This window comes from Pseudomonas helvetica, from assembly GCF_039908645.1.
In the GTDB taxonomy this organism is placed as follows: Bacteria; Pseudomonadota; Gammaproteobacteria; order Pseudomonadales; family Pseudomonadaceae; genus Aquipseudomonas; species Aquipseudomonas helvetica.
In genome coordinates, this window is the sequence record NZ_CP150917.1 from 692,384 (window position 1) to 705,796 (window position 13,413).

Here is a 13,413-nt window from a genome sequence, read left to right on the forward strand (position 1 = left end):
AAGCTTCGCTCCTGCAGGGTTTTGTAGGAGGCTTGTTCCTGCTGCTTAGTTGCTCTTCACCGCATACTCCGGCTTCTTGTCGTTACCCGGTATGAACGGGCTCCACGGCTGGGCGCGGATCGGACCCTCGGTCTGCCAGACCACGTTGAACTGACCGTCGGCCTGGATCTCGCCGATCATCACCGGCTTGTGCAGGTGGTGGTTGGTCTTGTCCATGGTCAGGGTGTAACCCGACGGCGCGGCGAAGGTCTGGCCGGCCAACGCTTCACGGACCTTGTCGACATCGGTGGACTTGGCTTTTTCGGCGGCCTGCGCCCACATGTGGATGCCGACGTAGGTGGCTTCCATCGGGTCGTTGGTCACCGCTTTGTCGGCGCCCGGCAGGTTGTGTTTCTTGGCATAGGCTTTCCAGTCGGCGACGAACTTCTGGTTCACCGGGTTTTCCACCGATTCGAAGTAGTTCCACGCCGCGAGGTTGCCCACCAGCGGTTTGGTGTCGATGCCGCGCAGTTCTTCTTCGCCTACCGAGAAGGCCACGACTGGAACGTCGGTGGCTTTCAGGCCCTGGTTGGCCAGCTCTTTATAGAACGGCACGTTGGAGTCGCCGTTGACCGTGGAGATGACCGCCGTCTTGCCGCCCGCCGAGAATTTTTTGATGTTGGCGACGATGGTTTGATAGTCGCTGTGGCCGAACGGCGTGTAGACCTCTTCGATGTCTTTGTCAGCCACACCTTTGGAGTGCAGGAACGAGCGCAGGATCTTGTTGGTGGTGCGCGGGTAGACATAGTCGGTGCCGAGCAGGAAGTAGCGCTTGGCGCTGCCGCCTTCTTCGCTCATCAGGTATTCCACTGCCGGGATCGCCTGCTGGTTCGGCGCGGCACCGGTGTAGAAGACGTTCGGCGACATCTCTTCACCTTCGTACTGCACCGGGTAGAACAGCAGGCCGTTGAGCTCTTCGAACACCGGCAATACCGATTTACGCGACACTGAGGTCCAGCAGCCGAACACCACCGCGACCTTGTCCTGGGTCAGCAATTGCCGACCCTTTTCCGCGAACAACGGCCAGTTCGAGGCGGGATCGACCACCACCGGTTCGAGCATCTTGCCGTTGACCCCGCCCTTGGCGTTGATCTCGTCGATGGTCATCAGCGCCATGTCTTTGAGCGAGGTTTCGGAGATCGCCATGGTCCCGGACAACGAATGCAGGATCCCGACCTTGATGGTCTCGGCGGCCTGGACAGTCCAGGTCATGCCCATCGCGGCAATCGATGCCGATAATGTGAAAGCCTTGATCAAACTGCGACGCTTCATTGTGCGATCTCCATGAACTTATGAGTTTTCTTGGTTGGCAGATGCGGACTACTGAAGGGTCTTTAGCAAGGGCTGTGCCCGGTCGGAGAAAGGCAAGGAAATGTCGTGTTAGAGCGGTTGCGCCGGTAAGTGGTGCACCATGAAGGGACGCGTCTGGCGCGCTGGTGCGTTGTGATGCGCCACCTTGGAGCAAGAGCCGAGCGCCGACCCTGTGGCGAGGGGGCTTGCTCCCGCTCGGCTGCGAAGCAGTCGCAAGCCCGGCGCATGCGTTGTATCAGATGGAGCGCAGTCGCAGGTTTCAGGGCCGCTTCGCAGCCCAGCGGGAGCAAGCTCCCTCGCCACAATTGATCGTGCCAGTGCGGGATCAGCGGCGGCGCATCAGGCCGATGAAGAACAGGCCACCGATGGCTGCGGTGGCGACGCCGATTGGCAGATCTTCCGGTGCAATCATGGTTCGTGCTGCTACGTCGACCCAAACGAGGAAAACACTGCCGAGCAACACGCATACCGGCAGCAATCTGCGGTGTTCCGCCCCGACGAGGCGCCGCGCAATGTGCGGCACCATCAGCCCGACAAAACCAATGGAGCCGCTGATCGAGACCAGCACCCCGGTCATCAACGACGCAATCACAAACACCCGTAAACGCACGGTGCGAGCATTCAGACCGAGTGTGACAGCGGTTTGCTCGCCAGCCATCAAGGCATTCAGCGGCCGGGCCATGCCCAGCAGCAAAACCAGCCCGAGCAGCACGCTGGCCGCCGGCACTGCCAGCAACTCCCAGCGCGCCAGCCCGAGGCCGCCAAGCATCCAGAACATCACCGCAGAACTCGCGCGGTGGTCGCCAAGGAACAGCAGCAGGTTGGCGACTGCCATCATCACGAATGACACCGCCACCCCGCACAGCAGCAGCCGATCGCTGTCCAGCCGACCGTTGCGGTTGGCGATTATCAGCACGACCAGCATGCTCAGCAATGCACCGATAAACGCGGCGATCGGCAAGGTCAGCAGGCCGACGATCTCGCCCACATGCAGCACCACGATTACCGCGCCAAGGGTCGCGCCGGAGGTCACGCCGAGCAAATGCGGGTCGGCCAACGGATTGCGCGTGACGGCTTGCAGCACCGCGCCGATCAGCGCCAGCCCGGCGCCCACCAACGCGCCGAGCAACATGCGCGGTACGCGAATCAGCCAGACGATGTGCTCTTGCCCGGCGCTCCAGTTCACCTCGCCAATCCCGAATGCCTGATGCAGCAGAATCCGCCAGACCACGTCCACCGGCACTCGTGCCGAGCCAAAGCCCAGCGACACCACACACGACACCAGCAACAGCGCGCCGAGGGCAACCAGCAACAAGGCATAACGACGATTGATCATTCGCCGTGGAAACCCTTGGCCAGGGTTTCAACCGCCAGCACGTTGTCGATCCCCGGTGTGGCTTGCACGTAAGGGATGACGATGAAGCGCTGGTTCTTGATCGCATCCACCGATTGCAGGGCCTTGTTGTTCAGCAGGAATTGTTCCTTTTGCTCGGCGCTGACTTCGCCGTAGTCGACGATCACGATCACCTGCGGGTTGCGCTCAACCACGTTTTCCCAGTTGACCCGGGTCCAGCTCGCGTCGACATCGTCGAGAATGTTGCGCCCGCCGGCGGCGTCGATCAGCGCTTGCGGCATCCCCAGGCGGCCCGAGGTCATGGCCCGGTCTTCGCCGCTGTCGTAAAGGAACACCCGCGGTTTTTCACTCGGCAGGTTTTTGCGAACCTGGGCCACTTGCGCCTGCATGTCGCTGATCAAGCGGTTGGCGCGATCCTGTACGTCGAAGATCTTGCCGAGGTTGCGCAGGTCGTTGTAGGTGTCATCGAGGCTGGCCGCTGGGCGCTTCATTACGAAGGCGCACGACTCGCTCAGTTCATAGACGTTGATCCCCAGCGGCCCGAGGGTTTGCGGGGTCAGGTCGCCGCCAATGCGCATGCCGTAATCCCAGCCGGCGAAGAAGAAATCAACGTTGGCGTTGAGCAGGGTTTCCACCGATGGGTACTTGGCGGCGAGTTCCGGCAGGCCGTCGAGAATGCTCTGCATCTCGGGGGTCACGGCTTTCCAGCCACTGATCCCGCTGTAGCCGACCATCCGCGGCTTGAGGCCGAGGGCGAGCATCATCTGGGTCATGTTGATGTCGTGACTGAGGGCATGTTTTGGCGCCTCCTTGAACGTCACTTCACGGTTGCAGCTCTGAATCGTCAACGGGTAGCGGCTCGCTTCGGCGAATGCCTGGGTGCTGCCCAGCAGCAGGGCGATGGACAGGCTGGAGCGGAGCAGGGTGCGCAAAGTCATGTTGGGTTATCCAGGTAATTCGGGGGTAGCCGGACAGCGGGTGTTCATCGATCAACGCTTCGACGCCGAACACTTCGCGCAGCAGCGTGGTGGTCAGCACTTCTTTTGGCGTGCCGCTGGCGACGATGCGTCCGTGGTTGATCACGTACAGCCGATCGCAGAACGCCGCGGCCAGGTTGAGGTCGTGGATGCTCGCCAGGGTGCCGATCTGCAAGCGCTTGACCAGTTGCAGCAATTCGAGCTGATAGCGTGGGTCGAGGTGGTTGGTCGGTTCGTCGAGAATCAGCAATTGCGGTTGCTGAGCCAGGGCGCGGGCGAGAATGACGCGTTGTTTTTCGCCGCCCGACAGCGTGGCGAAGGCGTGATCTTCGAAGCCTTTGAGGCCCACCGATTCCAGTGCCTGTTCGGCGATTCGGCGATCTTCCAGCGTATCGCCATCGAACAGGCCTTTGTGCGGAGTGCGGCCCATGGCGACCACTTCCTCGACGGTCAGGCCGAAGGCATCGGGGAACTCCTGCAACACCACCGCAATGCGTTGCGCACACCAGCGCGACGACTGCTTCCAGACGTTGTGATGGGCCAGATGCACCTCGCCGGACTCCGGTTTGCTGAAGCGGTAGGCGCAGCGCAACAGGCTGGTCTTGCCGCTGCCGTTGGGTCCGATCAAGCCGACGAACTCACCGGCCGCCACGTGCAGGCTGGCCTCACGCAGCTGGAACTGGTGATGACAGTGGCCATGGCCCAGCGGTGTCCAGGCGAGGTGGGTTAGGTTCAGCGAGGTCATGCCATTCCTTTCGATGGTTCCCTGTGGCGAGGGAGCTTGCTCCCGCTCGACTGCGAAGCAGGCGCCATGGCTTGTTTCACGATCAAATGGAGGTGCCGATTTTGATTTAAGGGCCGCTACGCGACCCAGCGGGAGCAAGCTCCCTCGCCACAACAGTCCTAGAGCCGCAACTGTGCGTTGGCCGGGCATTCTACAGCGCCAGTCGCTGCACGCATCTCGCTGTCTTCAGGATGAAGATGAGGCCGATTCAGGCTGGCGGTTCAAGCGCGATAGCAGCACGCGGTCGAGCAGCCACACCACGATCAGCGAAGCGCCCACCAACGGGAATATCACCGCCAATGCGAGGATGATCACCACCCCGGTTTTCCAGGTCGGCAGGTCATGACGCAACGGTGGAACACCGAGCTTGCCTTGTGGGCGGCGCTTCCACCAGATCACTACACCGCTGACGGCGCTGAGCAGGATCATCAGGCAGATCAGCAACACGACGATCTGGTTGAACGGCCCGAACAGTTTGCCTTCGTGCAGCATCACGCCCATTTCCGTGGCGCGGGCGACGTTGCCGTAATGCTGCCAACGCACGTCGGCCAGCACTTCGCCACTGTACTGGTCGACATGCAGGGTGGCGTCGTTGCGCGGGTCGTCGGCGAATACGGCGATGGTGAACACGCCGCTGGCGGTGGTCGGGAAGGTGATGCTGTAACCCGGCTCGACCTGGCGTTGAACGGCGATGTCCTGTACCTCTTGCAGGCTGATGGTCGGCGCCGCCGGGGCGCTGCTGCCGCCGTTGTGCGCCATGTGTTCGGCGTGGTCACCGGACATCGGCATCGGCGTGTTTTCCATGGCCCAGGGCACGGTCTGGCGCGTTGCGGTGTTGAGGCTGCGGGCTTGCTGGTCGGATTTCGGCACGTTATTCCACATGGCTGCCGGGAAGCGGTTCCAGACTTCAGCGTATTGCTTGCCCCAGAAGCCGGTCCAGGTCATGCCGCTGAGCAGCATCACCAGCAAAAACGCCGCGCCCCAGAACCCGGTCACGGCGTGCAGGTCACGCCAGAGCACACGTCCGCGACTGCTGAATCGCGGCCACACGATCCCCGCGCCGGTTCGCCCGCGTGGCCACCACAGGAGCACCCCGGAAACCACCAGCACCACGCCCCAGCCAGCCGCGAGTTCGACCAGCCGATCACCGACGGTGCCGATCATCAACTCACCGTGAATAGCCCGGGCGATGGCTTGCAGGTTTTTCTTCGCGTCCTGCTCGCCGAGGATATCGGCGTGATACGGATCGATGAAGACGTTGAGCTCGCTGCCGGCATTCTTAACGACAAACTGCGCACTGTGCTCGGCATTGAGCGGCGGCAGGTACTGCTTGATCTGGCCCTGTGGATAAGCCTCTTTGACACGGCGCAGCAACTCGTCGGCACTGACGGTGTGATGGCCGCCCGGCACATTGAGCAGGCTGCCGTACATCAGTGGGTCGAGTTGCGGTTTGAACAGGTAAACGATACCGGTCAAGGCCAGCATCACCATGAACGGCGCAACGAACAGCCCGGCATAAAAATGCCAGCGCCAGGCCAGGTTGTAGAAATTCGGTTTGGGTTGGTTCATCAGGTGCTCCGCTTGGCGTAGATCTTTGTTGTTTGTTTGCGGTCGCTGCGCAACCGATCGCGGGCGAGCCTTGCTCCTACGGAGATATGTCGATCACGAATGTTATGAACGACACAAATCTGTAGGAGCAAGGCTTGCCCGCGATGCCTTTAGAAGCTCATATCGACCTTGGTCCAGAACGTCCGCCCTGGTTCGTTGATCGCTTGCGGGTCATTGGCCGGGTAGCCGAACCCGGCGTTGCCGGCCAGGTTCAAGTGCTCGGCGTAAGCCTTGCCAAACAGGTTGTCGACGCCGGTACTGACCTTCCAGTGCTTGTCGATCCGGTAGGCGCCGTTGAGCGAGAACACGCCGAAACCCGGGCTCTTGTCGAAGTCTTTGCCGACCACGTTGCCCTTGTTCTGCTCGATGCGGTTTTGCGCCGCAACCACTCGCCACAAGGCGCCGGCGCTCCAGTTGTCTTCGCTGTAGGTCAGGCCGAAACGCGCATCCAGCGGCGGCATTTGCGGCAGTGCTGTGTCGTGGGTGGTGTCTTTGCCCCAGGCGTAGGCCAGGGTCGCGTCGGCTTTCCAATGGGAGGTGAGGTTGTAGGCTGCGCCGAGTTCACCGCCCATGATGCGCGCGTTGATGTTTTCGGCCCGAGAGGTCATGCCCATCATGCCGGGGGTGTAATCGAACAGGATGTAGTCGTGTACTTCACCGACGTAACCCGAGGCCCAGGCTTCGAGGTCCTGGGTTTTGTATTGCAGGCCGAAGTCGAGCTGGGTGGTTTTTTCAGGTTTGATCGAATCGAAGGCGTTGAGCGAACCGGCAGGGCCGGATTTTGGCGAGAACAGCTCCCAGTAATCCGGGAAACGTTCGGCGTGGCCGAGGCCGGCATAGAGCGTGGTCGGGCTTTCCGCCAGATCATGCTCATAGCGCGCGAAGCCGCTTGGCAAGGTATCGGCACGGCTCTTGTCGGCGGTCGGGTTGGGTCGGCTCATCATCCCGGAGCCAATAGTCTGGCGAAAATCCTTGGCCGAGGCACGGTCCAGTCGTGCCCCGCTGATCAGGCGATCACGGTCGGCGGCGTACCAGGTCAGCTCACTGAAAACGCCGTAGTTATGGAAGTCCGCATCCTTGTTGCGTGGCACGTCCTTATAGGTGTCGATGCCCATGGCGGCGCGCTGACGGTGTTCGTTGGTTTGCGCATCGATGCCGCTGATCAACTGCACATCGGCCCAGCGCCAGGTGGCCTTGATCCGTGCACCGAGGGTGCGGCGGTCGACGTTGGAGGCCATCGGACCGGCCATCATCCCGGTACCGGATGGCGTGCGCAGGGTGTAGTTGTCCATCACATGGTCGGCGTAGTTGTAGTAGACCTGCGCTTCGACTTTATCCAGTACTTCGCCAAGGTTCGACTTCTCGAAACGCAGGCCCAGGCTTTCGCGCTTGAACTGCGAACCGTCCATACCACGGCCGGCCGAACGTGCCTCGCCGTCGCCCTTGCCGGCGGTCAACTCCAGCAGCGTGTCGGCATCCGGCGTCCAGCCCAGGGCGACATCGCCGTTCCATTTGTCGTAGCGCGACGGCACGGTGTCGTTGTTGCCGTCGCGGTAATCGTCGGCGTGCGCGGTGTTGCCGATCACCCGGATGTAACCCTGTGGGCCACCGGCAGCGGCGTCGACGAGCTTGTCGAAACGCCCGTTGGAGCCGGCCAGCAGGCTGGCGTTAACCCTCGTGCCCAGCTCACCGAAGCTTTCCGGCTCGCGGTCGAACAGGATGGTGCCGGCAGAAGCGCCAGGTCCCCAAAGTACGGTTTGCGGGCCTTTGATCACGGTCAGCTTGTCGTAGGTTTCCGGTGAGATGTAGGAGGTCGGGGCGTCCATCCTGCCAGGGCAGGCACCGAGGATCATGCCGCCGTTGGTGAGAATGTTCAGCCGTGAACCGAACATGCCGCGCAGCACTGGATCGCCGTTGGTGCCGCCATTGCGAACCAGCGCGAACCCCGGAATGGTCTTCAGGTAATCGCCGCCATCGCTGGCCGGCACCGGTTGGCGCGGGTCCTTGGGGTTGGTGACGATGGTCAGCGGCGAACTTGGGGCGATCGCGGTAATGACCGTTGGGCTCAGCTCTTCAGTGTGCTGGCTGTGGTCAACCGATTGCTCGGCCGCGTTGGCCAACGGGGAAAGCAGGGCGCCGCACAGAATGGCAGTGGCCTGTTTGAAACGGGCGCGTGGCGCGTTCAGGGCGAAAAATGCCTGAGCAGCGCTCAAGCGTGTGTCAGCAGAAAACCTGGACATAAAGGTTCCATCAATCAGTCGTCAACAACACGGCCAGCAGCCTGCGGCTGTCGTTCTCTACAGTCGGCCGTATGAGTAGTGGTGTGGGTGTTTACGCGACGATGGGCGGGGCGCGGGTGCGGGCGCCGGGGAAAACGGTTTGCCGGGCATGGCCCAGGCGGGGGGAGGGGCTGATGAAGCTGTGTGCGGAAGGTGTGTCGAAGGCAGCGAACGACAGGCTGCCGGGCAGCGCGGGGCAGTTGAAGAGCAGGCTGCAATAGCCGCACTTTTCCCAGAGCGCGTGGTGATCGGGTTTTGGTGCGCAGTGTTCGGCAGCCGCTTGCGCGTTTTGCTCGGCGTGGGCGTTCGCCGACATGTCCATGCTCATGTCCATCGACACGTTCATAGGCATCGGCATGCGTTGATCCATCGGCATCGACTGAGAAATCAGTGGGCCGATAAAGATCATCAACATGGCGAACAGGCTGATCCAGCTACCGCGCGCAACCTTCAACGAGGTGCGGCGCGGCACTGACCGCCTGACGCTGAGCGAGCGCCGTGCGTTCACAGGTTTTTCAGGCTGTGATTACTGGGCGTGCATGTGCGCTTCGGTGCCGGCGGGCGGTTGTTTCTGTACCGCGACCTCGACGGTCACATCGCCGGACTTTTCGAAATGCAGGGTCAGCGGGAAGCGTTTGCCGTCGCGGAGCAGGCTGCGGTCTTTGAGCTCCAGCAGCATCACGTGATAAGCCATCGGTGCGAACGTGATGTCATCGCCAGCCGGAATCTCGACGCTCGGCACTTGCTGCATTTTCATCAAATCACCTTGCATCACGTGCTCGTGCAGTTCGGCAATGCCTGCGATCGGCGAAGCAACGCTAAGCAGGCGGTCGGCGGTTTTGCCATTGTTGTGAATCACGAAATAGGCAGCAACCGTTGGCGCGTTGGGCGGTAGCTCTTGCGACCAAGGGTGGGCGATTTCCAGTTCGCCGGCTTTGTATTCATGGGCATTGGCAAAGCACGCAGGCAGCAACAAGGCGGCCAGAACGATGAGTTTCTTCAACATGGCAGTTCTCCAGAACGATTAGACACGCAGATCAATTGCGAGGGTAATCAGACCAGAGGAGAGGCTCGAGGATTGAGGCTTGGCCATTGCTGGCGTGGCGTGGGGATGTCGAGGGGCGGCGCCGGTCGGCTTCGATTGGCCTCGAAACGCGCGAAATACAGCTGTGGAACATGGCCCGGCAACGCCACTAAAGGCGCCGAGCCAGAGCAGCACCAGCAATGCTGCATATTTGAATGATCGTCGTTTGAAGGGGCTTTTTGTTCAAGTTTGCCCAGAGAAATCGCCACCATTTTCGTCCCGCTGGACGAGCAGAAACTGCCCCACAACAACTGCTCGGCCGGCGACTGACTGGCACCTTGCGCCATCGCGCCGGACATCGGCATGGCGAGCATATTGAACAGCACTGCGAAGCAGGCGATCCAGGCAAATGCTAGCCGTTGTCGGGACATGGGTCATATCCGGTTGGGTGGGTGATCAAGCCGGGTATTTAGCCTGATCGGGGGCGATAAGTAAAAAACCGCCGTGCGGTGTGGTGTCGCAGCGCCTTGATCAACAAGTGCAAAATGCGGTGAGCGAGTTCCGGCTCACCGTTTCGAAAGAGTGTAGCGGCTTCGTTTTGTAATGCCCGGGCGAATTCCGGGTCTCGGTTGATTCGAGCAATGATTGTATGAAAGACGTTTCGGCTGCAGGCCATAATCGACACTTGATCAGTTGCGTGTCTGTCTGCGGAAGTCGCGGGTGGAAGGTTTTGAGCTCGGCTTATATCTGACAGGGCTTCGCGGAAAAGCTCGCCATCGCCGCTATCTTCTTCAATGCAGGCTTGAAGATAGGCGGCAATTTCTCCAGAGCTTTGAATAAAGTCTACGGGATCGAAACGGGTAAATGTGATTGCCATTTTCATTCTCGGCGCGGTTTATGCCGAGAACCATAAGCTTGAGCAGGGAAATGAAACAGTCGGCTCGTTCCTGAGATGTTGTCCGTAAAGTCGTACAGCTTTATCCGAGTGTACTCAGTGCATTTAACACCTCAGCCACACTCCCAAACTCCCGCTCAACCCCCGGCAACTCCGGTCGCTTGAGGATCAACACCGGCACCCCGCGTTCGCGGGCCACTTCAAGTTTGGGTTCGGTGGCGCTGCTGCCGCTGTTTTTGCTGATCAGTACATCGATCTGCCGGCGTTCGAACAGCGCGCGTTCGTCTTCGATGAAAAATGGTCCGCGTGCACCGATCACTTCGCAGCGCTCGTTGCCTGGATAGACCTCCAGCGCGCGCAAGGTCCAGAACTGCTCGGGCGGGATTTCATCCAGGTGCTGCAGCGGCTCGCGGCCCAAGGTAAACAATGGGCGCTTGAACGGTTTCAACGCTTCAATCAGTTCGGCCCAGTCGTTGACTTCGCGCCAGTCATCCCCGGTCTGCGCTTGCCACGCCGGACGGCGTAGCGCCCAGCACGGGATGCCGCTTTGTTGTGCCGCGGTGGCGGCGTTCCGACTGATTTGCGCGGCGTAGGGATGGGTGGCGTCGAGCAACAGGTCAATGCCTTGATCCTTGATGAATTGCGTCAAGCCTTCAGCGCCGCCATAGCCGCCGACTCGTACCTGGCAGTTCAGGTCGGTCGGCACCCGACCCACACCCGCCAGGCTGTAGATATGTTGCGGGCCGAGGGTTCGGGCAATTGCCAGGGCCTCGGTGACGCCGCCGAGCAGCAACAAACGTTTCATTGAAAAGCTCCGGCATGACCGACGATGCCACCTTGGCGATCGATGGCAAACACCTCGACCTGAACCTGCCTGGGCACCACGCTACGGGCGAAATCCAGCGCGTGCCGGCACACCGCATCACCGAGGGCGATACGGGCAGCGCTGGCCATTGCCAGGGCTTGCTGGCTGGTGTTGGCCTCGCGGATGCCTTGCTGCAATGCAGCGTCAGCGCCAACGTTCGCGGCCCATTCGGCCAGTTGCGGCAGGTCGATGCTGGAGTGGCGACTGTGCAAATCCATATGCCCGGCGGCGAGTTTGCTGATCTTGCCGAAGCCGCCGCAAATGCTCAGTTTATCCACAGGCACTTTGCGCAGATGTTTGAGCACTGCACCGACGAAATCGCCCATTTCTATCAGGGCGATTTCCGGCAGGTCGTAGACCCGGCGCATGGTGTCTTCGCTGGCGTTGCCGGTGCAGGCGGCGATGTGCAGGTAACCGTTGGTTTTGGCGACATCGATGCCCTGGTGGATCGAGGCGATGTACGCCGCGCAGGAAAACGGTCGAACGATGCCGCTGGTGCCGAGGATCGACAACCCGCCAAGAATACCCAATCGCGGGTTCATGGTTTTCAGCGCCAGGGCCTCGCCGTTCTCGACGTTGACCGTTACCTCAAAACCGCCGCTGTAGCTGAACTCCTGCGCGAGCAGTAGCAGATGGTCGGAGATCATCTTACGCGGCACCGGATTGATCGCCGGCTCACCGACACTCAGTACCAGCCCCGGGCGAGTGACAGTGCCGACGCCTTTGCCGGCGCAGAAACGAATACCGGGTTCGCTGATCAAACGCACCTGACTGTAGAGCAACGCACCGTGGGTTACGTCCGGGTCGTCGCCGGCGTCCTTGATGGTTCCGGCTTCGGCGCCATCGGCAGTCAGTCGACAAAACTCCAGGCGCATCTGCACCTGTTTGCCTTTGGGCAGCACAATCTCCACTGCATCGCTGCTCACCGCGCCGAGCAACAGGCGCGCGGCGGCGAGGCTGGTGGCGGTGGCGCAGCTGCCAGTGGTCAGGCCACTGCGCAGAGGCGCGGGTTGTTCGGCGGTTTCGTCACGCATCGAAGGGTTTAACCACGTCCAGCAAGGTGATCGGCAACGCCTGGCGCCAGGTGTCGAACTCTCCCAGCGGCTGCGCCTGAGCGACATGAATCCGCGTCAGCTCGCCACCGTGTTGTTCGCGCCAGGCCATCAAGGTCATCTCGCTTTGCAGGGTGACCGCGTTGGCGACCAGCCGACCGCCGGGTTTGAGCTGCGCCCAACAGGTATCGAGTACGCCGTCACGGGTCACGCCGCCACCGATGAAGATAGCGTCGGGTCGCTCAAGACCGGCCAACGCCTGCGGCGCGCTGCCACGAATCAATTGCAGGCCGGGCACGCCGAGGGCATCGCGGTTGTGTTCGATCAGTTGCTGGCGGCCAGCATCGGCCTCGATGGCCAGCGTGCGGCAACTCGGGTGTGCACGCATCCACTCGATGCCGATCGAGCCGCTGCCGGCGCCGACGTCCCACAACAGTTCACCGGGCACCGGCGCCAGGCGGGCGAGGGTGATGGCGCGGACATCGCGTTTGGTCAGTTGGCCGTCGTGCTTGAAGGCTGCATCCGGCAAACCAGCCAGGCGCGACAAGCGCGGCGCATCAGGGGCGGCGAGGCACTCGATGGCAATCAGGTTGAGGTCGGCGACGACCGGGTCGGTCCAGTCGCTGGCGATGCCGTCGACGCGTCGTTCGCTCGCGCCGCCCAGGTGTTCCAGGACGGTCATCCGGCTCGGCCCGAAACCGCGTTCACGCAGCAGCGCGGCAATCGCGGCGGGGCTGTGCCGGTCGTTGCTCAACACCAGTAAACGAACGCCGCTGAACAGTTGAGCGTTCAGCGCTGCGATTGGCCGGGCAACCACCGACAGCGCGACCACTTCTTGCAACGGCCAGCCCATCCGGGCCGCAGCGAGAGAGCAGGAGGACGGCGCGGGCAGGATCAGCATCTCATCGCTCGGAATTTGCCGCGTCAGGCTGGCGCCCACGCCGAACAGCATCGGATCGCCACTGGCGAGCACACATATAGGCTCACCGCGTTGCGCCAGTACGGGCTCAAGGGAAAACGGACTTGGCCAGAGCTGTCGTTCGCCACGAATGCACACGGGCAGCAGATCCAGTTGCCGTTGGCCACCGAAAATCCGCGAAGCACCCAGCAGCGCGCGCCGAGCGTTCTTGCCCAGGCCGTTGAAGCCGTCTTCACCGATTCCCACTACTGTCAGCCAAGGGGCCATTTATATTCCTCAAACCGGGTGTTCCGACGGGCAGGCTTT

At 61.6% G+C, this 13,413-nt stretch carries 12 protein-coding genes and 1 pseudogene; all 13 read right to left on the reverse strand.

What is annotated here, in order from left to right; translation table 11 throughout:
- Positions 1 to 45: 45 nt before the first annotated feature.
- The gene (gene urtA / locus AABM55_RS03000; protein WP_123583251.1) at positions 46 to 1,311 is read right to left on the reverse strand and encodes an urea ABC transporter substrate-binding protein; all 1,266 of its coding nucleotides are present in this window, start codon (positions 1,309 to 1,311) and stop codon (positions 46 to 48) included.
- A gap of 364 nt (positions 1,312 to 1,675) precedes the next feature.
- On the reverse strand, positions 1,676 to 2,686 hold the full coding sequence (locus AABM55_RS03005; protein ID WP_347928781.1) for an iron ABC transporter permease: 1,011 nt from the start codon (positions 2,684 to 2,686) through the stop codon (positions 1,676 to 1,678).
- The gene (locus AABM55_RS03010) at positions 2,683 to 3,642 is read right to left on the reverse strand and encodes an ABC transporter substrate-binding protein (protein WP_347928782.1); all 960 of its coding nucleotides are present in this window, start codon (positions 3,640 to 3,642) and stop codon (positions 2,683 to 2,685) included. The genes AABM55_RS03005 and AABM55_RS03010 overlap by 4 nt, the downstream gene beginning before the upstream one ends.
- 1 nt (position 3,643) lies before the next feature.
- Positions 3,644 to 4,426, reverse strand: a pseudogene (locus AABM55_RS03015) (ABC transporter ATP-binding protein); the annotation flags it as partial.
- Between the two features lie 225 nt (positions 4,427 to 4,651).
- Positions 4,652 to 6,034, reverse strand: coding sequence for a PepSY domain-containing protein (locus tag AABM55_RS03020; protein ID WP_347928783.1), 1,383 nt, complete (start codon positions 6,032 to 6,034; stop codon positions 4,652 to 4,654).
- A 149-nt stretch (positions 6,035 to 6,183) separates the two neighbouring features.
- Positions 6,184 to 8,313: a TonB-dependent copper receptor gene (locus tag AABM55_RS03025; RefSeq protein WP_347928784.1), complete on the reverse strand. Its 2,130-nt coding sequence runs from the start codon at positions 8,311 to 8,313 to the stop codon at positions 6,184 to 6,186.
- 91 nt (positions 8,314 to 8,404) lie between these two features.
- A complete protein-coding gene (locus AABM55_RS03030) occupies positions 8,405 to 8,824 on the reverse strand; it encodes a DUF2946 domain-containing protein (protein ID WP_347928785.1) in 420 nt (139 codons plus the stop codon).
- A gap of 54 nt (positions 8,825 to 8,878) precedes the next feature.
- On the reverse strand, positions 8,879 to 9,358 hold the full coding sequence (locus AABM55_RS03035; protein ID WP_347928786.1) for a copper chaperone PCu(A)C: 480 nt from the start codon (positions 9,356 to 9,358) through the stop codon (positions 8,879 to 8,881).
- A 47-nt stretch (positions 9,359 to 9,405) separates the two neighbouring features.
- Positions 9,406 to 9,807, reverse strand: a complete 402-nt coding sequence (locus tag AABM55_RS03040) for a DUF2946 domain-containing protein (RefSeq protein ID WP_347928787.1) — start codon at positions 9,805 to 9,807, stop codon at positions 9,406 to 9,408.
- Positions 9,808 to 9,845: 38 nt separating this feature from the next.
- Complete coding sequence (locus AABM55_RS03045; RefSeq protein WP_146016241.1) at positions 9,846 to 10,259, reverse strand: DNA-binding protein; 414 nt, start codon at positions 10,257 to 10,259, stop codon at positions 9,846 to 9,848.
- A 94-nt stretch (positions 10,260 to 10,353) separates the two neighbouring features.
- Positions 10,354 to 11,076 carry a cobalt-precorrin-6A reductase gene (locus tag AABM55_RS03050; protein ID WP_347928788.1) on the reverse strand — a complete coding sequence of 241 codons (723 nt, stop codon included), beginning with the start codon at positions 11,074 to 11,076 and terminating at the stop codon, positions 10,354 to 10,356.
- A complete protein-coding gene (locus AABM55_RS03055) occupies positions 11,073 to 12,170 on the reverse strand; it encodes a cobalt-precorrin-5B (C(1))-methyltransferase (protein ID WP_347928789.1) in 1,098 nt (365 codons plus the stop codon). The genes AABM55_RS03050 and AABM55_RS03055 overlap by 4 nt, the downstream gene beginning before the upstream one ends.
- On the reverse strand, positions 12,163 to 13,374 hold the full coding sequence (cbiE, locus tag AABM55_RS03060) for a precorrin-6y C5,15-methyltransferase (decarboxylating) subunit CbiE (protein WP_347928790.1): 1,212 nt from the start codon (positions 13,372 to 13,374) through the stop codon (positions 12,163 to 12,165). Before cbiE ends, AABM55_RS03055 begins: the two co-directional genes overlap by 8 nt.
- Between the last annotated feature and the right edge of the window lie 39 nt (positions 13,375 to 13,413).